The organism is Flavicella sp. IMCC45537 (assembly GCF_057197705.1).
Window position 1 is genome coordinate 1,029,060 of record NZ_CM170067.1, and the last position, 22,391, is coordinate 1,051,450.

Genomic DNA, 22,391 nt, shown 5'->3' on the forward strand with positions numbered 1-22,391 from the left:
AAAAACATAAGCATGCCACAAATATCTAAAAAGGGAATTTTAACGCCAGAATCGCCAATACGAAAACTGGTTCCCTATGCTGAGGCAGCACAGAAAAAAGGAATCCATATTTATCATTTAAATATTGGTCAACCTGACATTCATACACCAAAAGTTGCCTTAGATGCTGTAAAAAATAATTCTATTGAAATTCTTGGCTATACTACATCAAATGGATCTGAGCAATACCGTGAAAAACTTGCGCAATACTACAGTCAACATGATATCTTAATAGAAAAAGAAAATATTTTAGTAACCACAGGGGCTTCTGAAGCTTTATTGTTTACTATTGCTTGTATTACAGACCCACATGATGAAATTATAATTCCTGAACCATTCTACGCTAACTATAACAGTTTTGCCATAGCAGAAGGTGTAAACGTGGTTCCGATTACCTCAACCATTGACGAAAATTTTGCTTTGCCAAAAATTTCTGATTTTGAAAAAGTGATTACAAAAAACACAAAGGCTATTTTGATATGCAACCCAGGGAATCCAACTGGTGTGGTTTATTCGAAAAAAGATATTCATCAATTGAAAGAACTTGCCATTAAATACGATTTGTTTTTAATTGCAGATGAAGTTTATAGAGAGTTTGTTTATGATGACTCTACCCACTATTCCATTTTGAATGAAGAAGGAATGGATCAAAATGCTATCATGATAGATTCCATCTCAAAAAGGTATAGCATGTGTGGTGCAAGAATCGGGTGTATTGTATCTAAGAACAAAGATTTCCTAGATACGATTATGAAAATGGCTCAATCAAGATTAAGTCCACCTACGTATGCACAAATTGCTGCTGAGGCTGCTTTAGAGACACCTCAAAGTTATTTCACTGAAGTGGTAAAGGAATACACAGAACGACGAAACATACTTGTAGAGCAATTACAAAAGATTGAGGGGATAAAAGTATTCACTCCCCAAGGAGCTTTTTATTGTATTGTTCAATTACCTGTTGAAGATACTGATGTATTTGCCCAATGGATGTTAGAAAAATTCTCAGACAAAAAAGAGACCTTAATGGTTGCACCTGCCAGCGGCTTTTACACGACAAAAGACATTGGTAAATCACAAATTAGAATTGCTTATGTTCTAAATAAAAAAGACTTAATTAGATCTGTAGAAATATTAAAATTAGCTTTGAACCAATACAACAAAAACTAAGTTTTTTAACTAGATGCAAATTCAACAAAATTTTTCACTTAAAAACTATAATACTTTCGGGATTGATGTTTTGGCCAAAAGCTATGTATCTGTTTCCACAATAGAGGAGCTCCAGGAAGTCTTAGAGAATGAAAAAGACGTATTTATACTAAGCGGAGGAAGTAATTTGCTTTTAGTTAATGATATTTCCAAGCTAGTAGTTCACCTGAATTTAAAAGGAATTGAAACCAAAAACATCAATTCAACTGAGACTTTAGTTAAGGCCAAAGCGGGTGAAAATTGGCATGAATTTGTACTATGGTGCATCGACCATAATTTAGGAGGCCTAGAAAACTTATCGTTAATTCCTGGTAATGTTGGTACTTGTCCAATCCAAAATATTGGTGCCTATGGTGTGGAAGTGAAAGATACTATTGATAGTGTAACTGCCATTGAAATAGAAACCGGTGAAATCCGAATTTTCAAAAACTTTGAATGTGATTTCGGTTACAGAAATTCTGTTTTCAAAAATTCTTTAAAGGGTAAATATATAATCATTGAAGTTTCATTTTTACTCACAAAAAAAGAACATAAATTAAATTACTCTTATGGAGCTATTCAATCCGAACTTAACGCACTCAATATCGCAACCCCTTCTATAAAAAGTATAAGCGATGCTGTAATAAACATAAGAAATTCAAAACTCCCTAATCCAAAAGAAATTGGGAACAGCGGAAGTTTTTTTAAAAACCCTATTATTTCAAATTCTCATTTTGAAAAATTGAAATCCTTGCACCCAAACATACCTTCCTATTCTGTAGATAACAATTCCGTTAAAATTCCTGCTGGTTGGCTTATTGAACAGTCTGGCTTTAAAGGAAAACGTATTGGTGAAACTGGCTCCCATAAAAACCAAGCTTTGGTTCTTGTAAATTATGGTAACGCCACAGGAAAGGAAATATATGCCTTGGCGAAAAAAATTCAAGCTACAATTTTTTCAAACTTCAAAATTAATCTTGAAATTGAAGTCAACGTAATTGAATAACAATTACTATGAAACAACAACAAGTTAAAAATATTATTATTGTAGGTGGTGGACCTGCTGGGATGATGGCTGCCGTTGAACTAAGCAAATTACACAAGGTAACTCTTTACGAAAAGGGAAAAACATTAGGTCGTAAATTTTTAGTTGCAGGGAAAGGCGGATTTAATCTTAGTAATGACAAAATCGGAGAAGAGTTATTTGAAAATTATACACCGACTTCTATATTCTCTAACATATTAAAATCTTTCGATTCTAAAGCTACCACCAATTGGCTAGCGGAGCTTGGTATACCAACATACACAGGATCGAGCGGTAGAATATTCCCTAAGAAAGGAATAAAACCAATTGAAGTTTTAAATGCAATAAAACAAAAACTAACTCAGCAAAATGTTGATGTTTTTGTTGAGCACGAAATGATAAACTTTAACAAAGAGTCAATTTATATCAAAAACAAAACTTCTTCTTTCACCAAACAATTCGACATATGTATTTTTGCCTTAGGAGGTGCTTCGTGGTCTATTACAGGTTCAGATGGCTCATGGGTTAAAGCAATGCAGGAAAACAATATTAAAATTACTCCTTTTCAACCCTCAAATTGTGGTATTCTTGTTGATTATGTATCAAAACCCATTAAAAATCACATCGGGACTCCTTTAAAAAATATTAAAATCACCGTACAAAACAAAAGCATAAAGGGAGAAGCTGTAATTTCATCTTATGGGCTTGAAGGAAATGCTATTTACCCACTAGCAAGTCAACTTGGTCGACTTCTAAAAAACGGACAATCCTTTATTTCAATCGATCTAAAACCATTTAACTCCGAAGAAGAATTGCTCTCAAAACTAACCAACAGAACTAAGCCTAAAAACTATGGTTACGTTTTTAAATTAAACAAATCACAGATAGCTTTTCTAAAATCTTTTACCGACAAAGAAACTTATACCACTCCTACTCTATTTGTAAAAGCTTTAAAAAAACTTGACATTCCCATTAAAGGACTTAGACCAATTGAAGAAGCTATCTCAACTACAGGTGGTATCTCTCTTGAAGAGTTGACGCCTAAACTATCTCTAAAAAAAATCCCCAACATATATATTGCTGGGGAAATGTTTGATTGGGACACCATAACAGGTGGTTATTTATTACAAGGGTGTTTTGCTACTGGTTATTTTGTAGCAAAAAACATCAATTGATTACTTGTTTTTCTGAGCCCCCCTTTAAGTATAAATGCAACATACCTGCTGCGGCTATCAATAGACCTAAAAACTCACGTGTTCCCTCTAAATAAGGTTTTTCATAAACCATTTTGCCAAAGAGCTCTTCTTTGTGTTCTATTTGAATCCAGTCCATGAAATAAGAAAAATAATAGCCTGAATACAATACATAAGCTACAATTAATCCCAACAACAGTTTTTTGGGGAGTACAATATAATTGGCAACAACGCAAAATACTGCCACCAAAAAGTACAATAAAAACCACTCTATTGGATCTGGATCATTTAACTGAACTACAGCGAATAAAACATACAATACTGCAAGTGCAATATTTATTTTCTGTCTTTTATCCATTTTAATTATTTCCTAAAATTAATGGCAAACCTTCTTTACCACTTCCTACAACAATAACTTTTGAATTAGGAGATTTTGCCAATTCAACCGTGGCCTGAATACCTTTTTCTTTTAAAATATTATCTGTCAAAGATTGATTTAATATTCGGTTTGCTGCTGCTTTACCCTCTGCATCAATTCTTTGTCTTTCTGCTTCTTTTTGAGCTTTCTGAATAGTAAACTCATATTCCAAAAATTCTTGTTCCTGTTTTAATTTATTTTCAATCGCAGTTTTAATAGTAGGTGGTAACGTTACGTCTCTTACCAAAACCTCATTCAACTGTACAAACTGCTCATCCAAAATTATTTTTGTTTCCTCAAAAATCTCTTCTTGTATAGCATCTCTCTTACTTGAATAAATTTGCTCTGGAGTATACCTCCCCACCACACTTCTTGCAGCAGACCTAATAGAAGGCTTGATAACTCTATCTAAATAACTCTGTCCTTTCTTTTGATGTAACAAACCAAGTTGATTAGCATCTGGTTGATACCAAGCACTTAATTCCAAAAGAATGTCAAGTCCATTCGAAGATAAAACCTTCATTTTCTCTAACAATTCTTGTTGACGTACTTCATAAATAATTACTTTATTCCAAGGAGCAACCAAATGAAACCCCTCTCCTAAAGCAGGCTCATCTGTTACGACCCCACCTCCAAAAGTTTTATACAACACTCCTGCTTCACCAGAACCTATCGTTACCGTTGCTTTTGAAAAAAATATCACCGCAAAAACGGCTAATATTATAAAGAAAGCTCCTCCTTTTGGAAAACGTATATCTAATTGACTATTACTCATAACTAATATATTTATAAATTAATTTTTAATTCAGCACCGAAAATTTGGTGTCAGAAATTTTTATTTTTTTTCTTAACCTAGTATAATTGTCTCCGCCAGGTATAAAACAACATCCAGCAACTTGACAATCGTATAACAACTCTAGATCATATAAAACCGCATCTGAAAGGATCTCTGATTTGTAGATTTTAACAGACAAATTGTCAAATTTTGGCCAACCTCCATTCGGACAAAAATCAGAAATGGCGAACATATCAATATTCGCCATTATTTTTTCTTTTAAATCTAAGTCTGTCATCTAATTCGTAAATGTATACAAGAATATGATATCTCCTTGTGCGGCAGGCTTTCTTTCTCCTTTGATTTCAATAGTAACATTTAAAACTGCTTTTGATGTCCCTCTCAAATCGACAATTGATTTTAAAGATGCCACCAAACGAATCTCACTATCTACTAAAACTGGTTTGATGAATTTAAAATTCTCAATACCATAGTTAACCATCATTTTATTATTTCTTACCTCGGCAATTTGCTCCCATAAATAGGGTAATAATGATAAGGTTAAATATCCGTGTGCGATAGTTGCTTTAAACGGACTTTCTTTTTCTGCTCTTTCTTTATCCAAGTGGATCCACTGATGATCTAATGTTGCATCAGCAAACTGACCGATTTGGTCTTGTGAAATTTTTAAATATTCTGAAGTTCCAATCACTTTACCCTCGAAAGCTTTGTACTCATCAAAACTATTAATAATAACTACACTCATATTTTTATTTTAGTTGATTATTTAATAAGAAGCCTCCAAGAGCTCCACATTATTCGATGGCAAGATAGTCAAACTTTTTTCATTTGCAGCCAACAAAATCGTTTCTCCTTTTTTTATCTCAACCTCTTGATTTTTTATTTTAAAAACAGCCTTTCCTTCTGTGCATATATAAATTTTAAAAGATTCATTTTCCTTATAAGATAGAATCATTTCTTCAGATGCATGTATATAATTTGTTTTAAAAAATGGTGTATCAACCATAAAGTTTGACTGATTGACTTCTTTAGAATACAATGTTTTATACTCATCAACTTCCTTAAAATCAATAGCATCTATTGATTCTTGCACATGTAAATCCCGTTTCTTTCCCGTCAACGCATCTACACGATCATAATCATACACTCTATAAGTCACATCGGAAGTTTGCTGAATTTCCGCTAACATTACACCTTGACCAATAGCGTGTACCCTACCCGCAGGTAAATAATAAAGATCTCCTTTCTCAACCTTCAATGAATTCAAATCAGACATTAAAGTGCTATTAGCAACACTCTCTTGATAAGATCCCTTATCCATTTTTTTATTGAAACCAACTATTAATTCAGCATCTGTTTCAGAATCCATAATAAACCACATCTCGTTTTTACCAAGACTATTATGACGTTCTTTTGCTAAAATATCATCCGGATGAACCTGAACAGACAAAGGTGCTGCTGCATCGATAAACTTTATCAAAATAGGGAATTCCGTTCCATAATGATCAAAACACTTTTTTCCCACAAATTCGGCCCCAAACCTATCGGTTAATGTTTTGAGTGTTTCACCTTTCATAGGTCCTTGATCAACTTTTGTTTCATTTCCAGAGACACCAGAAATTTCCCAACTCTCCCCTATCTTAGTCTCTGAATAGTTTTTTCCTAAAACTGTTTTTAATTTTTCACCACCCCATATTCGGTATTGATAAATTGGTTCAAATTTCAAAAGTCCAATTGTAGATCTCTCCATAGTTGTTTTTTATATAAATATAACAAAGAAAGCTATTGCACACAATCGCAATAGCTTTCTTTTTAAGTTCTATATTTTTTTAGGCTGTAATCATACCACCATCAACATTCAATGTTTGACCCGTGATATATGCTGACATATCAGATGCTAAAAACACACATGCGTTGGCAATATCTTCTGGAGAACCACCTCTTTTTAAAGGAATTCCTTGCCTCCAACCTTCAACAACTTTCTCGTCTAGTTTTGCGGTCATCTCAGTCTCTATAAAACCAGGTGCAATCGAGTTACAACGGATATTTCTTGAACCTAACTCCAACGCTACAGATTTTGTAAACCCAAGCATTCCTGCTTTCGAGGCAGCATAATTAGTTTGTCCTGCATTCCCTTGAACACCCACAACAGAACTCATGTTTATAATAGAACCTGCTCTCTGCTTCATCATCGGACGAATTACAGCTTTCGTTAAATTGAAAACCGACTTCAAGTTCACCTCGATTACATTATCAAAATCTTCTTCACTAATTCTCATTAATAAATTGTCTTTTGTAATACCTGCATTATTAATCAAAACATCTATAGTACCAAATTCTTTCAATACTGCTGCCGCCAATTCTTGAGCCGCATCAAATTTTGCCGCGTTAGATTGATATCCTTTAGCTTTTACACCAAGACCTTCTAATTCTTTTTCCAAGGCTTCTGCTGCTTCTACTGAAGAGCTGTATGTAAACGCTACGTTAGCACCTTGTTTTGCGAAGGTAATCGCTATTCCTTTTCCAATTCCTCTAGTTGCACCAGTAATTAATGCTGTTTTGTTTTCAAGAAGTTTCATTTTCAAAATTTTTAATTTCGAAGCAAATATACTCAAACCGAAACAAACAACTAATAGAATGACTCTAAAAACAATAAATGAACAAACAACTAACTAACACCTAAACATATAAACAACAAAACGGTCTATACCTAATAAAAGATATAGACCGTTTCAGGTGATTTAAAACCTATATTATTTCAACACGCTAGCAACCATTTCACCAATTTTTGCTGGTGAATCTACTACGTGAATTCCATTTTCTCTTAAGATCGCCATTTTTGCCTGTGCAGTATCATCAGCTCCACCAACAATTGCTCCAGCATGTCCCATTGTTCTACCAGCTGGTGCCGTTTGACCTGCGATAAATCCAATAACCGGTTTTTTATTACCCGTTGCTTTGATCCATTTTGCAGCATCTGCTTCTAACTGACCTCCAATTTCACCAATCATAACAATTGCTTCTGTCTCTTCATCATTCATCAATAATTCAACAGCTTCTTTGGTAGAAGTACCAATAATTGGATCTCCACCAATACCAATGGCAGTTGTAATTCCAAAACCTTGTTTCACTACTTGATCCGCAGCCTCATAAGTTAAAGTTCCTGATTTAGAAACAATCCCTACATTACCTTTTTTAAAGATAAACCCAGGCATAATCCCTACCTTAGCTTCATCTGGAGTAATAACACCTGGACAGTTAGGCCCAACTAAACGTGCTTCTTTTCCTTCTAAATAAGCTTTCACTTTTACCATATCAGCAGTAGGAATTCCTTCTGTGATACAGATAATTACTTTAATTCCTGCATCTGCAGCCTCCATAATAGCATCTGCACCAAACGCAGGTGGAACAAAAATTAAGGTTGTGTCAGCACCAGCTTTTTCAACTGCATCTGCTACTGTATTAAATACAGGCTTACCTAAATGCTCTTGACCTCCTTTTCCTGGAGTTACACCACCAACAACGTTGGTTCCGTAATCAATCATTTGACCTGCATGGAAAGTACCTTCCTTACCTGTGAATCCTTGAACAATAATTTTTGAATCTTTATTTACTAAAACGCTCATAGTAGAAGTTTTGTTTATTTTTAGTTTGTGAGAAAACAAAAGTATCGATATTTTCTTGAACAGCGAGCAGCAAAAGTAAGATTTAATATTTCCTAATTTCTAAGCTAGAATTTTCTTCAAATCCTTTATTTAACACGCACAAAATTTAAGTTTTATCAAAAAAACGATAATTAATAGTTCTAAAGTTTAGCAACAACAAGCATTTGAAGAATACCTAAATTTTTAAAACTTCAGTTTTTAACAAAATTTTACAGTTTTTCCAGATTATCAAGCATATATATTATTAAATTTGAACAACCTATTAATCTAACTCTTAGACTGTTCTTGCTATGTTTAACACAGATCTTTGGAATGAAATTTTTCAAAGCATAAATAAAAATAAACTTAGGAGCATTCTGTCCGGTTTTACCATTCTATTTGCAATACTGATTTTCACACTTTTATCAGGGATTTCTAATGGTCTTCAAAATACTTTTTCAGGTTTCTTTTCTGATGACGCTAGCAATACTATTTTTATAAGATCTGGTAGAACATCTAAACCCTACAAGGGGAACCAAACTGGTAAAAGAATCAATTTTACTAATGAAGACTATGAATACGTAAAGCACAAATATGACGACAAGATTCAATACATAACAGCTCGTGTATACAAAAACTTCACTGGATCTTTTAAAGGAAAAAAAAACGAATACAATATTAGAGCAGTACACCCTGATCATCAATACTTAGAAAACACCAAGGTTGTGTATGGGAGATATCTGAACAATAATGACATTGACAAAAAACTGAAACATGTAGTTATTGGAAGATTGGTAGTAGAAGACTTATTTGGAAATAAGAACCCTATCGGCAAACAAATAAGCCTACAAGGGATTTCTTTTCTGGTTATTGGAACCTTTGAAGATGATGGCGGTGACAACGAAGAACGCTTGATTTACATGCCTGTAACAACAGCTCAAAGTATTTTTTCAAACAAAGAATACATAAAAGAAATTAGAATTGCTTACAATCCAAAAATGAATTATAGCCAAACCTTGGCTTTCAGTAATAAATTAACAGAAGATTTTAAAGAAAGGTTTTCAGTCGCCCCTAATGACCAGAGAGCAATACGTACTGTTAATTTTGCTGAACGCAGGAGAGACATAAATCAAATGACTTTTGTGATTGGTTTATTGGTTATTTTTATTGGTTTTGGTAGTCTTATTGCAGGGGTTGTCGGGATTAGTAATATTATGGTATACATTGTTAAAGAAAGAACTAAAGAACTAGGGATAAGAAAAGTATTGGGCGCCAAACCTAATTCAATTGTAATGATTATTCTTTTAGAGTCCATTGTCATCACTTCTATTGCAGGATATGTTGGAATGCTCATAGGTATTGGAACTCTTTCGTTAATTGGAAATAGTTTAGAAGATTATTTTATCACAGACCCCAGCGTAAGTTCTAGCCTTGTAGTTTCAGCAATGTTTGTTTTGATTATTGCTGGATGCCTCGCCGGATATTTACCAGCAAAAAGAGCTGCTAGAATTAAACCCATTGTAGCATTAAGAAATGATTAAACCATAACAATAAATGAAGTTTTTATTTGAAAGTGATACCTGGCAAGAAATTTACGAAAGTATTCGTAAAAACAAACTGCGCACTATGGTTACCATCATAGGAGTTACATGGGGGATATTTCTATTGGTTACACTTTTAGGTAGTGCAAAAGGAATGGAAAACTCTTTTAATCGATTGTTCGGAAACTTAGCTACAAATAGTGTATTTATTTGGGGACAAAGAACAAGTATGCCTTTCAAAGGATTTCAAGAAAACAGAAGAGTTCGTATCAAGTTAAGTGATATGGAAAAAATAAAAAACGAAGTTCCGGGTGTTGACTTTGTTGTTCCTAGACACGCTAGAAACGGAACCCTTTCTAGAAACTTTGAAACGGCAGACTTTACAGTGTTTGGAGATTACCCTCACCTAAACCGTGTTCAGAAAAAAAATATGAGTTTCGGTCGTTTTATCAATGAAAAGGACATTAAAGAAAGAAGAAAAGTTGTCGTAATTTCAGAAGAGATATTTAAACAACTTTATCAAAAAGATGAAGAAGCGGTAGGTTCTAATGTTCTTATTAATAATATTAATTTTCATGTGATTGGGGTTTTTAAAAGTGGAGAATTCGATAATGAAAATAGTGTACACATTCCATTCACTTGTTTCCAACAAATATTTAATGCTGGTGACAGTGTTGGCTGGTTAATGATTACCGGATACCCTAACCAAGATATCAATCAGATAGAAAAAGATGCCAAGTTACTTTTAAAAAACCTCGGAAGCATCAGGCCTGATGACCCAAGAGCTTTTGGAAGTTATAACTTTGGTAAAGAGTATAAAAAAATAACTGGCTTCTTAAAAGGAATGCAATTTTTAACTTGGTTTGTTGGAATTGCCACTTTAATTGCCGGAGTGTTTGCAATTGGAAATATCCTGCTTATTACAGTTACAGAAAGAACCAAAGAAATCGGAATTAGACGTGCCTTAGGTGCTACACCAATTATGATCAAAAGACAAGTCATTATGGAAGCCTTGTCACTCTCGTTAATCGCCGGTATATTAGGTATCATTTCCGGTGGACTGATCTTGATTTTTGTTGATTCAAAATTTGGACAAGGTGATGATGCAGCTCTTGTGAATCCATCCGTATCAATTCCTATTGTTATGATTGCTGTATTATGTTTAACCGTTTTAGGAACACTCATCGGTATGATTCCTGCTGGAAGAGCAACAAGAATTAAACCCATAGAAGCATTAAGTGATGAATAAAAAAATTCTAGATGATAAAAATTGAAAACTTACATAAATCTTATCCTGTTGGAAAAGACTCCCTGCATGTGTTAAAAGGTCTAGACTTAGACATCAAGGAAGGAGAATTTATTGCAATTATGGGCGCCTCTGGCTCTGGAAAATCAACCTTGCTAAATATATTAGGTTTATTAGATATTCATGACGAAGGTAAATACTACTTAAACCATGAAGAAATCAAAGATTTGAATGAAAAAAAAGGAGCAATCTTAAGAAATAAATTTCTTGGTTTTGTTTTCCAATCATTCAATTTAATCTCTTACAAAACTGCTGTAGAAAATGTTGCCTTACCCTTATACTATAAAGGAATAAAAAAGAAAGAACGTCAACAAATGGCATTAGAATACCTAGACAAAGTAGGACTTAAAGATTGGGCCAAACATCTTCCGAATGAACTTTCTGGTGGTCAAAAACAACGAGTTGCTATTGCGCGTGCTTTGGTTACGAAACCAAAAGTAATTCTCGCGGACGAACCTACAGGAGCCTTAGACTCGGCAACAACGGAATCTGTTATGGATATTTTAAAAGGTATCAATGCAGAAGGTATGACAATTGTTGTGATTACACATGAAGAAGATATCGCTGAGCAAACGGATCGTTTGGTACGACTTAAGGACGGGGTTATTGTAAGTGATGAAAAAATGAATACCAAAACAAACTCTTAATTGACATGAAAAAAGCATTTAAAATTATTCTTGTAATTACCATCCTAGGAGCGCTAGGCTATGTATTATGGTTTTTTAAAGAAAAGAACAGCAAATCTGCAGTAGAATTTAAAACGAACACGGCCTTTATTACCACTATTGAAAAGAAATCAGTAGCAACAGGTAAAGTAACTCCTGAAGATGAAACTAACATCAAACCTCAAATCTCGGGTATTATTGATGAAATTCTAGTAGAGGAAGGTAATTTTGTAAAGACAGGTGATTTATTGGCGAAAATAAAAATCATCCCAAATGAAAAAGCCTTAAATACGGCACAGGGACGTATAAAACGGGCTGAACTAAACTTAAATAACATCAAAATTGATTACGATAGAAACAAAAAATTACTTGATAAAGGAGTTATTGCTATTCAAAATTTCAATAAAATAGAATTAGATTATAATCAAGCTAAACAAGAACTACATAATGCAGAAAGCGATTATAAAATTATCAAAGTAGGATCTGCCAATGCATCTTCTTCTGCAAATACAAATATTAGATCTACTGTTACTGGAACCATTTTAGAGATACCTGTAAAAGTAGGGCATCAAGTAATAGAAAGTAATAATTTTAATGCGGGTACCACTATAGCCTCTATTGCCGATTTAAATAAAATGATTTTTGAAGGAAATGTAGACGAAGCGGAAGTTGGAAAACTAAAAGAAGGAACCATACTAGATGTTAAAATTGGTGCCATTGAAGGAGTTAGTTACAAAGCAAAATTAAATTTTGTTGCTCCAAAAGGAACAGAAAACCAAGGTGCCGTTTTATTCAAAATAAAAGCAGCATTGACCCTTAACGATTCTACTTATGTGAGAGCGGGATATAGTGCCAATGCCGAATTAATTCTTGACAAAAAAGAAGACATTTTAGCTATCAAAGAAGCATTACTTCAATACGACAGAAAAACTGAAAAACCTTTTGTTGAAATAGAAACTACACCTCAAACATTTGAAAAAAGAGATGTAGAGTTAGGTATTTCTGATGGAATTAATGTTGAAATTATTTCCGGAGTAACTGAATCAGACAATATTAAAGTTTGGAACAAAGCCTCGAAAGAAGATAACGACAAGAAGAATTAATTATGAAAAAACTTTTTCTCTTAGGGCTTTCTCTTTGTTGTTTTTCAACGTACGCCCAAAAAACCTGGTCATTAAGTGATTGTATATTATACGCCTTAGAAAATAACATTTCTATCCAACAATCCGAACTTGACCTTGAGACTGCTGAAATAAATAAAAGAGGTGCGGTAGGGAATTTTTTACCAAATTTAACTACTTCAATTGGACATTCTTGGAATACAGGATTGAATCCTGATCCTACGACAAATTTAAATGTCACAGCTACAACTCAAAATTCTAGTCTTGGAGTTAACTCCAATGTAATGCTATATGATGGATTAAGAAACATTCGGCAACTTCATAAGGCTAACCTAGGAATTTTGGCAAACCAGTACCAATTAGATGATATGAAGGACAATATATCCTTGAATATCATCAACGCCTACCTTCAAGTAGCTTTTAACAAAGAGTCTCTTAAAACAGTCAAACGACAATTTGAAATCAATCAAGCTGAATATGATAGAAGTAAAGAATTGGCTGAGGCTGGTACAATACCCAAAGGAGATTTGCTAGAATTTGAATCCAATCTTGCTACCCAAAGCCAGCAAATAATCAATTCAGAGAACCAAGTTAGAATCTCACAAATAAACCTCGCTAATATCCTTTCTATCGTGGACTACAAATCCTTCAGAATTACAGATTCTATCGAAATTGCTTCTACCACAATACTTGAAAAAACACCTTTTGAAATTTACCTTAAGGCTTTGGAAACAAGAAATGATATTAAAAATGCTGAAATTACTGTAGAAATAAGTGAGGACAACTTAAAACTTTCCAAAGGAATTTACCATCCAACTTTATCGGCTGGATACTCTTTTAATACGAGTTATTTTCAATCAGAACTTTACACCCCTCCTAGCTTTGATCAACAAATATCGGACAGAGCCAACCACTCTATCGGGTTAAGGCTAAATATTCCGATTTTCAACAGACTAGACAACTCTAATGGAGTGAGACGTTCTAAAATCAACCTAGAAAAAAGCAAACTAGCGTTAGAACAGGCGAAAATAGATTTAAAAAGTAAAGTCAACCAAAGTTACAATGATGTGCTATCCGCCTATGCGGTTTTCGAAGCTTCAGAAAAAACGTTGGATGCCAGAAAAGAATCTTTTCGTTATTCTCAAGAAAAATTTGATTTGGGACTCATGAATTCTTTTGATTATAGTTTGGCAAGATTGCGGTATGAAAATGCCGAAAATGATGTCATTCGATCCAAATACGATTATTTCTTCAAAGCCAAGGTACTGGAGTTTTATTTTGGCATTCCCTTATATTAGTACTCATGAAAGAAAAGATTGAAGCTTATTACCTAAAACAAAAAGAACCGAACAGAAGTGTTCTTTTTGCTTTGCGTGATATTATTTTGAATTATAATGACCATATTTCAGAAGAATGGAAATATGGTTTACCATCTTATTACTATAAAAAGAAACCCTTTTGTTACATCTGGAAAGATAAAAAAACCAACGAGCCCTATATTGGAATTGCTAGAGGGTTTCTCTTAGAAAACCATAATTTAATTCAGGGAGACAGAACAAGAATCAAAATACTACCTATACCCCTAGACCAAGATATAGCAATTGAGACTCTCTACGAGATATTTAACCAAGCTTCAAAACTCTACGAGTAAGTAAAAATCATAGATAAGCATTTTTACAATTCCATAATTTCAATATTTCTAAACTCACAAGGATGACTTTCGCTCTGCAAGGATATAAAGCCTTTACTTAAAGGTTTACCTTCTTTCCTTAACCATAATTCCTTATTTGCATCTACCTTGCCCCCTAGCTCAAAATTAGTATACTCTAATACCAATTCATTGTTAATGTAATGTTTGATGATGGAATCATTCCTAACCTCCACTTCCACTTTAACCCACTGATCTCCATTGTAAGTTTTAGAATTTGAATCAATACAATGTTTTTCTACCAACTCTCCGTCAATTACCACATGTGTTCCCGGGGTACAAACATTTCCTGTAGGACGCTCACCATCGTTCAAGCCTCCCAATAATTGAACCTCCAATGAAACAGGAAACTTTTGATCAAGACCCATCTGACGTGGATTTTCACAATGAACCATAATCCCACTATTTCTTTTAGCCCAACCACCTCCGCCTTTTAATTGACTTCCTATAAAACGGTACTCCATTCTTAACCTATAGTTTGCATACTCCTTGTCATAAAAAACATGACCGAAACTATTATTAAAAGTGTCATATGAATCGTAGTTCACAGACAAAACACCATCATGTACTTGAAAAGTATTTTTATAATTTTCACCAAGAGGACGGCCTGTAATCTTTACCACCCAACCTTTTAAAGAATTATCATCTAACAAAGACACCCATTCCTTTTTCTTAGCCCCCCTTTCGCTTTTCTATTTCCTATATCACAAGCAATCAAAAACATACAATAAACCACCGCGAATACTAAAATCTTTTTCATATTTTTTAAATTGACCATGCATTCCCAACCTCATCTACAGAAATACACCCATTATACTGTCCCGGAATAGGATCATAACTCAACACTTCTTCCCCTACTTTTTCAGATGTGCAATACCCAAAAATGGCGTAGTAGCGTACGGACAATAAAAATTTATACACATTGTAATACTGCATCTTATCTCTAGAAACTTTATGCATCGGAGTTTTTTGAAACCACAACAAATGTTTTGTCTCCTCTTCAGATAAATCAAAATACTCAGTTAACAGAATTTCAAACTCTTTCTTTTTTCCCTCCAAAACAGAAACTCCGAATCTCTCTTTAAACTTATCAGCAAAAACAACAGCTCCATTCCTAAATAACTTTTGATTTGTTTCGGTTTCTATATCCTTATACATCAAATCCAAAAACTGAGGAACATTAACATCCAATCCACCTACAATCTCAGTAGATGGAATAATAATATCTACTAGTTCCGTTACTACTCTCTGTTCTTCCTTGGTCAAAAATTTAGTTTCCCACAGTACTGAATCTTCTTTACAAGCGTTTAAAATACTCAAGATAGTGGGTGCTGCCACTGCATACCCCAAACTCATGGTTAAATTTTTTAGTGCACTTCTTCTATCCATAACTTATGCCTTTTTATTCATTTTAAACTCCTTTATTGCATGATCTGCAGCCCTTGCCGTTAATGCCATATATGTTAATGATGGGTTTTGACAAGCAGAAGATGTCATACAAGCACCATCTGTTACGTAGACGTTTTTAACAGTGTGAATTTGATTGTATTTGTTCAATATTGATGTTTTAGGATCTCTACCCATCCTAGCAGTTCCCATTTCATGAATCCCTTTACCAGGTATGGCTTCATTATTATATCCCCAAACATTTTTATAGCCTGCTTTTTTTAAAATCTGAACGGCCTGATTTTTCATATCCTCACGCATTTTCATCTCGTTTTCTTTGTATTCTACATCAAAATCGATTGTTGGCAATCCCCATTCATCTAGTTTTTCATAATTCAAAGAAATTTTATTTTCATGATAAGGCAAACACTCACCAAAGGCCCCCATTCCAACACTCCAAGTTCCAGGTTTTAATATTTTTTCTTTCAATTTTTTGCCAAAACTTAATTCTGAAATTGCTTGTTTCCAATTTCCTCTACTCGCTGCGCCTTGATACCCAAAACCTCTTATATATTCCTTTTTTTCGCTTTTGTCATTTAAGTTCTGAAATCTCGGAATATAAAACCCATTTGGTCTACGCCCTTTATAATAAGAATCATCAAATCCCTCAACCAATGCGGAAGCACCTACTTGATAATGATGATCCATCACATTATGCCCTAATTCACCACTATCATTCCCTAAACCATTTGGAAAACGTTTTGATTTCGATTGTAATAAAATTCCTGCGGATGCTATGGCAGAAGCACAATTAAAAATAATTTCAGCCTCAAAAAATAATTTCTCTTTCGTGATCGTATCAATAATTTTTACACCAGAAGCTTTTTCGCTTTTCTCATCATACACTATCTCATATGCAATGGAGTTTGGTCTTAATGTCATATTTCCAGTCCTTTCTGCTGCAGGTATAGTAGATGAATTACTACTAAAATACCCACCAAAAGGACATCCTCTATCACATCTATTTCTATATTGACAGTTAGATCTTCCCTCATGCAATGCATTTCCTGTTAAATGTGCAACTCTTCCAATAGTCAAAAGTCTATCATCAAAGGAATCTGTTATCTTCTTTTGCAGATCTTTCTCCACACAGTTCAATTCCATGGGTGGAGAAAACTTTCCATCAGGAAGCTGATCCAACCCTAAATTTTGTCCAGATACCCCGATATACTCCTCAACCTTATCATACCATGGAGCAATATCCTTATATCGAATTGGCCAATCTACACCATGCCCATCCTTCTTATTTGCTTCAAAATCCAAATCACTCCATCGATACGTTTGCTTTCCCCACATAATAGAGCGCCCTCCAACATGATATCCTCTAATCCAATCAAACTTTTTCTTTTCATTATAAGGATGTTTTACATCATCAACAAACCAATGTTTTCTAACTGGATTGGTAGCATAGCCTCCCCATAATCTTCCTTGCTTATATTGATTTCTCGACGCTTCCTTTGTTCTCTTTTCACGATGAGTATCATCCCAAACATCCTCATGCATGGTGGGATAATCTTGAATATGCTTTACCATTCTCCCGCGTTCTAAAACTAAGGTCTTTAAACCTCCTTCACATAATTCTTTTGCAGCCCATCCTCCTGATATTCCGGTACCGATTACAATAGCGTCAAATTTGTTAGACATATTATTCAATATTTTTTTTATTATTTATATTATTAAACTCCGAAATCGCATAATTCCATTGTCTCCCAACCTCCTAAGATTCTTGTACTAACAAAAAATAGAATCGTATTTGATACTTACTTCCATTACCCGTATTTATTTAAGATTAGTTCTCTATCGATTAAACCGAAAAAACGTGTTGAAACAAAAAATAAACGTAATTACAACATCTATTCGTCTAAATTAACTATTTTGCACAGTACTAATGTTCAAATTACTTCAGTGACTTATTCTAAACAAAAAATCCAACCCTACGAAGCAGATGGTATCGTATACCATGCAGACACCTGCCTACCCTTAACAGATGCCTTTAATCGCAAAAAACTAAAGTTCAAAGCTCTGGCACGACACTCTTACCCAGGAGATCGCTTAGACAACAACACACTCGGACTTAACAGTATTGGCTATTGGGACGCTAACAAACCGCAAGACTGGGGTCTCGATTGGCACAGGAACGAAGGAATTGAAATCCACTTCCTAGAATCTGGCTCTATGCCTTACGCTCAAGAAGGTAAAGAAACAATACTTACACCTGACCACCTCACAATCACAAGACCTTGGGAAGCACACAAAGTAGGAAATCCAAATGTAGGAATGGGTAAATTCTACTGGGTGATCATTGACCTTGGTGTAAGAAGACCACACCAAGAATGGGAATGGCCAGAATGGATTAGTATGACACCCGATGACCTTGCACGCCTTACACAGATTCTTCGCCAAAATGAAAAATCAATATGGAAAACCGACCAACGAGTAAGAAGCTGTTTTTCAAGAATAAACAACGCTGTAAACACCGATAAAAACGGAAGTAACGCCTCCAGAATCAGACTCTTAATCAATTACCTATTAATACTCTTATTAGACCTCCTAGACACAGGAGATATTGTACTAAACGAAACTCTAACCGACAGCTCAAGATCTGTCAGTTTATTCCTAAGCGAGCTTGAAAACAACCTATCAGAAGAATGGACTATCGAAAAAATGGCAAAATCTGCTGGTGTCGGACTCACTAGATTTACCCACCATTGCAAACAACTCACAAACCTTACCCCAATGAGATACTTGACCATTAGAAGACTAGAACTCTCAAAAACTATTTTACTTGAGAAGCCTAATCTAACAGTTGCAGAAACCGCCTACATCTGCGGATTTACTACCAGTCAATATTTCTCAACGGTTTTTAAAAAGTACGAGAAATGTTCGCCAAATGAATTCAAAACGAGAGAATTTAACGACAACTAAAATGTTTGAATTCTTTCACTGACTAAATACAAACACAGAAAACAATTCTATTGCATAGCTTTGTTTGACCACTAAAAATTATGAAAAGGAGAGAATTTATTACCAAGACAACTCAAGCAAGTTTTGCATTATCCATGTTAGGACTTAATTCTGCCTGCGATTCAAAGGAACAAGAATTATTTTTCAAAATTTCCTTGGCACAATGGTCTTTACATAAATCGTTATTTTCCAAAAAAATTGACCATTTAGATTTTGCAGCTATTGCTAAAAAAACTGGCTGTGCGGGATTGGAGTACGTAAACAGTTTCTTCTTTGAAAAAGCAAAGAATAAAGTATACTTAAATGAAATGAATGCTAGAGCAAACAATGAGGGAGTTGAAAACGTTTTGATCATGATAGACAAAGAAGGCTCTATCGCTGATAAGGATAAAAATAAAAGAATTCAAACCATTGAAAACCATTATAAATGGGTGGATGCAGCACATTACCTTGGCTGTCATGCTATTCGAGTAAATTTAAGAGGGAACGGTACTCCTGAAGAAGTTGCTAAAGCAGGCATTGACTCCCTAACCAAACTATCAGAATATGCCTCTGAGGCGAATATTAATGTACTCGTTGAAAACCACGGTGGATTATCTTCTGATGGGAATTGGATGAAGCACGTATTTTCACAAATTCAAAACAAAAATTGTGGAACCTTACCCGATTTTGGTAATTTTTGCATACGTAGAAATAAACAAAAAGAATGCACCGATGCATACGATCGATACACTGGAATGAAGCAACTACTTCCGTTTGCCAAAGCTGTAAGTGCAAAATCCAGAACTTTTTTAGACAATGGTGATGAAAAAAACATTGACTATTACAAAATCATGAAAATGGTTAAAACATCTGGTTATCGTGGATTTATAGGCATCGAATATGAAGGCAATCAACACGAAGAACTCAAAGGAATTGAACTAACAAAAAACTTATTAATAAAAGCTGGGCAACTAGCATAAAACCAAAATTATCACACCATGGAAACCATCAATAAAAACAGATTATTTCTTGCAAGCTGCCTTGCCTTAATTACTACAGCTATGACATTTGCCATAAGGGCTCGTCTTGAGACTGTATTCGGTCCGGAAGGCGTTGGTTTAACATTAGAGCAAATTGGGTATGCATTTACCCCTGCATTTTGGGGATTTACTTTGGCAATGATCATAGGAGGGCCACTTGTAGACACCTTAGGAATTAAAAAGATTACTTGGATCGCTTTTGTGACTCATGCCATTGGTATTGTTTGGACATTATTAGCAACATCAATGACTTCTTTATTTATTGCAACTTTATTTGTAGGAATTGGAAATGGAATGGTAGAAGCTGCCTTAAATCCAATGATTGCATCCATGTACTCAGAAAATAAAACGAAAATGTTGAACCGATTCCATGTTTGGTTTCCTGGAGGGATTGTTATAGGATCACTGGCTGGATACATTATTATGGATGTCATGGGACTAGGATGGCAAGCAATGGTATCTGTCTTATTTATTCCTGTAATTATTTATGGAGTTTTATTCTATGGTCAAAATTTCCCTTTAACAGAAAGAGTACAATTAGGAATAAGCAAAGAAAAAATGGTTGCTAGTTTAGGAAAACCTTTATTCTTGTTTATGGTATTTTGTATGTTTTTAACAGCTGCATCGGAATTAGGAACAACACAAAGAATTGAATCTTTATTAAAGACTTCTGTAGAATCTCCTCTTCTAGTACTTGCCTTTATCAATGGGATAATGGCACTAGGTCGACTTTCAGCAGGTCAAGTAGTACATAAACTAAAACCCGCTGGAATGCTTTTATATTCAGCAATTTTTACTTTAGCAGGACTATGGTTGTTAACTATTACAACTGGAGGAATGACCTTTGTTGCAGCAGCAGTATTTGCTGTAGGTGTTACTTTCTTTTGGCCAACAATGCTTGGTTTTGTAGCCGAATACCTACCTGAAACAGGAGCCTTAGGACTCTCAATAATGGGAGGAGCAGGAATGCTATCTGTATCAATAGTATTACCAATTATGGGTAAACTAATGGATAATGCAGATGCAAGTCAAGCCTTAAGAACAATGTCTATTTTACCAGCAATATTAATTGTTTGTTTTATTGGATTAAACTTTTACATGAAGAAAAAAGAAATTGCTAAAATTTAAATATTTATAATGACTAGAAAATTAAGAATGGGTATGATTGGTGGAGGAACTGGTTCTTTCATCGGAGATGTACACAGAAAAGCTGCCTCAATTGATGGCATGATAGAATTGGTTTGTGGAGCATTTAGCAGCACGGCTGAAAAATCAATCGCTTCGGGAAAAGACTTGTTATTACCTGAGGATAGATGTTATGCTAATTTTGAAGAGATGATTCTTAAAGAAAAATCACTTCCTAAAGACATACGAATGGATTTTGTTGCTATTGTAACACCGAATCATATGCATTTCCCACCGGCTAAACTTGCACTAGAAAATGGATTCAACGTGATTTGTGACAAACCAATAACACTCACTCTTGAGGAAGCTATTGAGTTAAAATCCGTGATCCAAAAATCTGGTAAAACATTCGCTCTCACACATAATTACACAGGTAATTCTATGGTAAAACAAGCTAGAGCAATGGTGAAAAATGGAGATTTAGGTAAAATCAGAAAGGTACAAGTACAATACCTTCAAGGATGGCTTGCTACCTCTCTTGAAGAAACAGGACAGAAACAAGCAGCCTGGCGCGTAGATCCGAAAAGATCAGGAATTGGAGGAGCTCTTGGTGATATTGGAACACATGCAGAAAACCTTACTGAATATATTACTGACCTCAAAATAGATGAAATCGCAGCTGACCTAGGTATCTTTGGTAAAGGAAGAACTTTAGATGATGATGGAAATATTCTTTTAAGACTTGAAAATGGAGCCAAAGGAACGTTATCCATATCTCAAATTGCAGTAGGTGAAGAAAATAACCTTGCCATTAAGGTCTATGGGGAAAAAGGAAGTTTAGAATGGCATCAAGAAAACCCAAATCAATTGATTACAAAATGGTTAGATGAACCCGTTAAAACCTATACCCCAAATGGAAACGGACTGTATCCAGAGGCCTTACATGTTTCTAGAATTCCGGCAGGACACCCAGAAGGATACCTAGAAGCTTTTGCCACGGTATATAAAAACTTCTCAAATCATTTACTAGCACTGGAAAATGGTAACACTTCTGAAAATCCAGATTTCCCAACCGTAGAAGATGGGATCCGAGGAATGAAATTCATTTATGCTGCTGTAAAAAGCAGTAATGAAAATTCGAGATGGACAAAACTATAAATTCAATCAAATAACAATTATAAAATAGCCACAAAA

The 22,391-nt window shown here is 34.5% G+C and carries 23 protein-coding genes; 13 read left to right on the forward strand and 10 right to left on the reverse strand.

All coding sequences use genetic code 11. The features are described 5' to 3' along the window. Positions 1-12 precede the first annotated feature (12 nt). Genes AC2DGP_RS04815 through AC2DGP_RS04825 form a run of 3 tightly spaced genes read left to right on the forward strand, consistent with a single transcriptional unit; the run spans position 13 to position 3,423 of the window. Positions 13-1,206 carry a pyridoxal phosphate-dependent aminotransferase gene (locus AC2DGP_RS04815; protein ID WP_484491887.1) on the forward strand — a complete coding sequence of 398 codons (1,194 nt, stop codon included), beginning with the start codon at positions 13-15 and terminating at the stop codon, positions 1,204-1,206. Between the two features lie 13 nt (positions 1,207-1,219). Continuing rightward, positions 1,220-2,230, forward strand: coding sequence for a UDP-N-acetylmuramate dehydrogenase (gene murB, locus AC2DGP_RS04820; protein ID WP_484491888.1), 1,011 nt, complete (start codon positions 1,220-1,222; stop codon positions 2,228-2,230). Positions 2,231-2,238: 8 nt separating this feature from the next. Further along, positions 2,239-3,423, forward strand: a complete 1,185-nt coding sequence (locus AC2DGP_RS04825) for a BaiN/RdsA family NAD(P)/FAD-dependent oxidoreductase (protein ID WP_484491889.1) — start codon at positions 2,239-2,241, stop codon at positions 3,421-3,423. Here the strand turns inward: AC2DGP_RS04825 and AC2DGP_RS04830 are convergent. The 7 genes from AC2DGP_RS04830 to sucD all read right to left on the reverse strand — a co-directional run bounded on the left by AC2DGP_RS04830 (position 3,416) and on the right by sucD (position 8,281). Continuing rightward, positions 3,416-3,799: a transmembrane 220 family protein gene (locus AC2DGP_RS04830; protein WP_484491890.1), complete on the reverse strand. Its 384-nt coding sequence runs from the start codon at positions 3,797-3,799 to the stop codon at positions 3,416-3,418. The two genes, AC2DGP_RS04825 and AC2DGP_RS04830, sit on opposite strands and share 8 nt — an antisense overlap. A 1-nt stretch (position 3,800) precedes the next feature. After that, entirely contained in the window at positions 3,801-4,634 is an 834-nt protein-coding gene (locus AC2DGP_RS04835) for a prohibitin family protein (RefSeq protein ID WP_484491891.1), read from the reverse strand. A 25-nt stretch (positions 4,635-4,659) separates the two neighbouring features. Further along, a complete protein-coding gene (locus AC2DGP_RS04840) occupies positions 4,660-4,932 on the reverse strand; it encodes a hypothetical protein (protein ID WP_484491892.1) in 273 nt (90 codons plus the stop codon). Continuing rightward, positions 4,933-5,400, reverse strand: coding sequence for a MaoC family dehydratase (locus AC2DGP_RS04845; protein ID WP_484491893.1), 468 nt, complete (start codon positions 5,398-5,400; stop codon positions 4,933-4,935). Positions 5,401-5,421: 21 nt separating this feature from the next. Next, the gene (locus tag AC2DGP_RS04850; protein ID WP_484491894.1) at positions 5,422-6,405 is read right to left on the reverse strand and encodes a type I phosphomannose isomerase catalytic subunit; all 984 of its coding nucleotides are present in this window, start codon (positions 6,403-6,405) and stop codon (positions 5,422-5,424) included. A 79-nt stretch (positions 6,406-6,484) separates the two neighbouring features. Beyond that, positions 6,485-7,234, reverse strand: a complete 750-nt coding sequence (gene fabG / locus AC2DGP_RS04855) for a 3-oxoacyl-[acyl-carrier-protein] reductase (protein ID WP_484491895.1) — start codon at positions 7,232-7,234, stop codon at positions 6,485-6,487. 174 nt (positions 7,235-7,408) lie between these two features. Next, positions 7,409-8,281 carry a succinate--CoA ligase subunit alpha gene (gene sucD / locus AC2DGP_RS04860; protein WP_484491896.1) on the reverse strand — a complete coding sequence of 291 codons (873 nt, stop codon included), beginning with the start codon at positions 8,279-8,281 and terminating at the stop codon, positions 7,409-7,411. A 329-nt stretch (positions 8,282-8,610) separates the two neighbouring features. Between sucD and AC2DGP_RS04865 the strand changes: the two genes are divergently transcribed. Genes AC2DGP_RS04865 through AC2DGP_RS04890 form a run of 6 tightly spaced genes read left to right on the forward strand, consistent with a single transcriptional unit; the run spans position 8,611 to position 14,583 of the window. Next, entirely contained in the window at positions 8,611-9,840 is a 1,230-nt protein-coding gene (locus AC2DGP_RS04865; RefSeq protein ID WP_484491897.1) for an ABC transporter permease, read from the forward strand. Positions 9,841-9,853: 13 nt separating this feature from the next. Beyond that, positions 9,854-11,089, forward strand: coding sequence for an ABC transporter permease (locus AC2DGP_RS04870; RefSeq protein ID WP_484491898.1), 1,236 nt, complete (start codon positions 9,854-9,856; stop codon positions 11,087-11,089). A gap of 11 nt (positions 11,090-11,100) precedes the next feature. Beyond that, complete coding sequence (locus AC2DGP_RS04875) at positions 11,101-11,793, forward strand: ABC transporter ATP-binding protein (RefSeq protein ID WP_484491899.1); 693 nt, start codon at positions 11,101-11,103, stop codon at positions 11,791-11,793. Positions 11,794-11,798: 5 nt separating this feature from the next. Beyond that, positions 11,799-12,914, forward strand: a complete 1,116-nt coding sequence (locus AC2DGP_RS04880) for an efflux RND transporter periplasmic adaptor subunit (protein ID WP_484491900.1) — start codon at positions 11,799-11,801, stop codon at positions 12,912-12,914. A 2-nt stretch (positions 12,915-12,916) separates the two neighbouring features. Beyond that, the gene (locus tag AC2DGP_RS04885) at positions 12,917-14,230 is read left to right on the forward strand and encodes a TolC family protein (protein WP_484491901.1); all 1,314 of its coding nucleotides are present in this window, start codon (positions 12,917-12,919) and stop codon (positions 14,228-14,230) included. Positions 14,231-14,235: 5 nt separating this feature from the next. Then, positions 14,236-14,583 (forward strand): DUF1801 domain-containing protein, encoded by a 348-nt coding sequence (locus tag AC2DGP_RS04890; RefSeq protein ID WP_484491902.1) that lies wholly within the window; start codon positions 14,236-14,238, stop codon positions 14,581-14,583. Positions 14,584-14,606: 23 nt separating this feature from the next. Here AC2DGP_RS04890 and AC2DGP_RS04895 read toward each other — a convergent pair whose 3' ends face one another. The 3 genes from AC2DGP_RS04895 to AC2DGP_RS04905 form a co-directional block, all read right to left on the reverse strand. Further along, complete coding sequence (locus tag AC2DGP_RS04895) at positions 14,607-15,299, reverse strand: 3-keto-disaccharide hydrolase (RefSeq protein ID WP_484491903.1); 693 nt, start codon at positions 15,297-15,299, stop codon at positions 14,607-14,609. Positions 15,300-15,405: 106 nt separating this feature from the next. Then, on the reverse strand, positions 15,406-16,029 hold the full coding sequence (locus AC2DGP_RS04900; RefSeq protein WP_484491904.1) for a gluconate 2-dehydrogenase subunit 3 family protein: 624 nt from the start codon (positions 16,027-16,029) through the stop codon (positions 15,406-15,408). A 3-nt stretch (positions 16,030-16,032) separates the two neighbouring features. Beyond that, positions 16,033-17,730 carry a GMC oxidoreductase gene (locus AC2DGP_RS04905; RefSeq protein ID WP_484491905.1) on the reverse strand — a complete coding sequence of 566 codons (1,698 nt, stop codon included), beginning with the start codon at positions 17,728-17,730 and terminating at the stop codon, positions 16,033-16,035. Positions 17,731-17,961: 231 nt separating this feature from the next. Between AC2DGP_RS04905 and AC2DGP_RS04910 the strand changes: the two genes are divergently transcribed. The 4 genes from AC2DGP_RS04910 to AC2DGP_RS04925 all read left to right on the forward strand — a co-directional run bounded on the left by AC2DGP_RS04910 (position 17,962) and on the right by AC2DGP_RS04925 (position 22,355). Then, positions 17,962-19,011: an AraC family transcriptional regulator gene (locus AC2DGP_RS04910; protein ID WP_484491906.1), complete on the forward strand. Its 1,050-nt coding sequence runs from the start codon at positions 17,962-17,964 to the stop codon at positions 19,009-19,011. A gap of 80 nt (positions 19,012-19,091) precedes the next feature. Next, entirely contained in the window at positions 19,092-20,012 is a 921-nt protein-coding gene (locus AC2DGP_RS04915; protein ID WP_484491907.1) for a sugar phosphate isomerase/epimerase family protein, read from the forward strand. A gap of 18 nt (positions 20,013-20,030) precedes the next feature. After that, positions 20,031-21,200, forward strand: a complete 1,170-nt coding sequence (locus AC2DGP_RS04920; RefSeq protein ID WP_484491908.1) for an MFS transporter — start codon at positions 20,031-20,033, stop codon at positions 21,198-21,200. Positions 21,201-21,209: 9 nt separating this feature from the next. Next, positions 21,210-22,355 carry a Gfo/Idh/MocA family protein gene (locus tag AC2DGP_RS04925; protein ID WP_484491909.1) on the forward strand — a complete coding sequence of 382 codons (1,146 nt, stop codon included), beginning with the start codon at positions 21,210-21,212 and terminating at the stop codon, positions 22,353-22,355. The last annotated feature ends 36 nt before the right edge of the window (positions 22,356-22,391 follow it).

What these genes read in the sequence shown, in the direction of transcription:
- AC2DGP_RS04815 (WP_484491887.1), top strand. Translation starts at nt 13, where the DNA reads ATGCCACAAATATCTAAAAAGGGAATTTTAACGCCAGAATCGCCAATA.
- murB (WP_484491888.1), top strand. Translation starts at nt 1,220, where the DNA reads ATGCAAATTCAACAAAATTTTTCACTTAAAAACTATAATACTTTCGGG.
- AC2DGP_RS04825 (WP_484491889.1), top strand. Translation starts at nt 2,239, where the DNA reads ATGAAACAACAACAAGTTAAAAATATTATTATTGTAGGTGGTGGACCT.
- AC2DGP_RS04830 (WP_484491890.1), bottom strand. Translation starts at nt 3,799, where the DNA reads ATGGATAAAAGACAGAAAATAAATATTGCACTTGCAGTATTGTATGTT.
- AC2DGP_RS04835 (WP_484491891.1), bottom strand. Translation starts at nt 4,634, where the DNA reads ATGAGTAATAGTCAATTAGATATACGTTTTCCAAAAGGAGGAGCTTTC.
- AC2DGP_RS04840 (WP_484491892.1), bottom strand. Translation starts at nt 4,932, where the DNA reads ATGACAGACTTAGATTTAAAAGAAAAAATAATGGCGAATATTGATATG.
- AC2DGP_RS04845 (WP_484491893.1), bottom strand. Translation starts at nt 5,400, where the DNA reads ATGAGTGTAGTTATTATTAATAGTTTTGATGAGTACAAAGCTTTCGAG.
- AC2DGP_RS04850 (WP_484491894.1), bottom strand. Translation starts at nt 6,405, where the DNA reads ATGGAGAGATCTACAATTGGACTTTTGAAATTTGAACCAATTTATCAA.
- fabG (WP_484491895.1), bottom strand. Translation starts at nt 7,234, where the DNA reads ATGAAACTTCTTGAAAACAAAACAGCATTAATTACTGGTGCAACTAGA.
- sucD (WP_484491896.1), bottom strand. Translation starts at nt 8,281, where the DNA reads ATGAGCGTTTTAGTAAATAAAGATTCAAAAATTATTGTTCAAGGATTC.
- AC2DGP_RS04865 (WP_484491897.1), top strand. Translation starts at nt 8,611, where the DNA reads ATGTTTAACACAGATCTTTGGAATGAAATTTTTCAAAGCATAAATAAA.
- AC2DGP_RS04870 (WP_484491898.1), top strand. Translation starts at nt 9,854, where the DNA reads ATGAAGTTTTTATTTGAAAGTGATACCTGGCAAGAAATTTACGAAAGT.
- AC2DGP_RS04875 (WP_484491899.1), top strand. Translation starts at nt 11,101, where the DNA reads ATGATAAAAATTGAAAACTTACATAAATCTTATCCTGTTGGAAAAGAC.
- AC2DGP_RS04880 (WP_484491900.1), top strand. Translation starts at nt 11,799, where the DNA reads ATGAAAAAAGCATTTAAAATTATTCTTGTAATTACCATCCTAGGAGCG.
- AC2DGP_RS04885 (WP_484491901.1), top strand. Translation starts at nt 12,917, where the DNA reads ATGAAAAAACTTTTTCTCTTAGGGCTTTCTCTTTGTTGTTTTTCAACG.
- AC2DGP_RS04890 (WP_484491902.1), top strand. Translation starts at nt 14,236, where the DNA reads ATGAAAGAAAAGATTGAAGCTTATTACCTAAAACAAAAAGAACCGAAC.
- AC2DGP_RS04900 (WP_484491904.1), bottom strand. Translation starts at nt 16,029, where the DNA reads ATGGATAGAAGAAGTGCACTAAAAAATTTAACCATGAGTTTGGGGTAT.
- AC2DGP_RS04905 (WP_484491905.1), bottom strand. Translation starts at nt 17,730, where the DNA reads ATGTCTAACAAATTTGACGCTATTGTAATCGGTACCGGAATATCAGGA.
- AC2DGP_RS04915 (WP_484491907.1), top strand. Translation starts at nt 19,092, where the DNA reads ATGAAAAGGAGAGAATTTATTACCAAGACAACTCAAGCAAGTTTTGCA.
- AC2DGP_RS04920 (WP_484491908.1), top strand. Translation starts at nt 20,031, where the DNA reads ATGGAAACCATCAATAAAAACAGATTATTTCTTGCAAGCTGCCTTGCC.
- AC2DGP_RS04925 (WP_484491909.1), top strand. Translation starts at nt 21,210, where the DNA reads ATGACTAGAAAATTAAGAATGGGTATGATTGGTGGAGGAACTGGTTCT.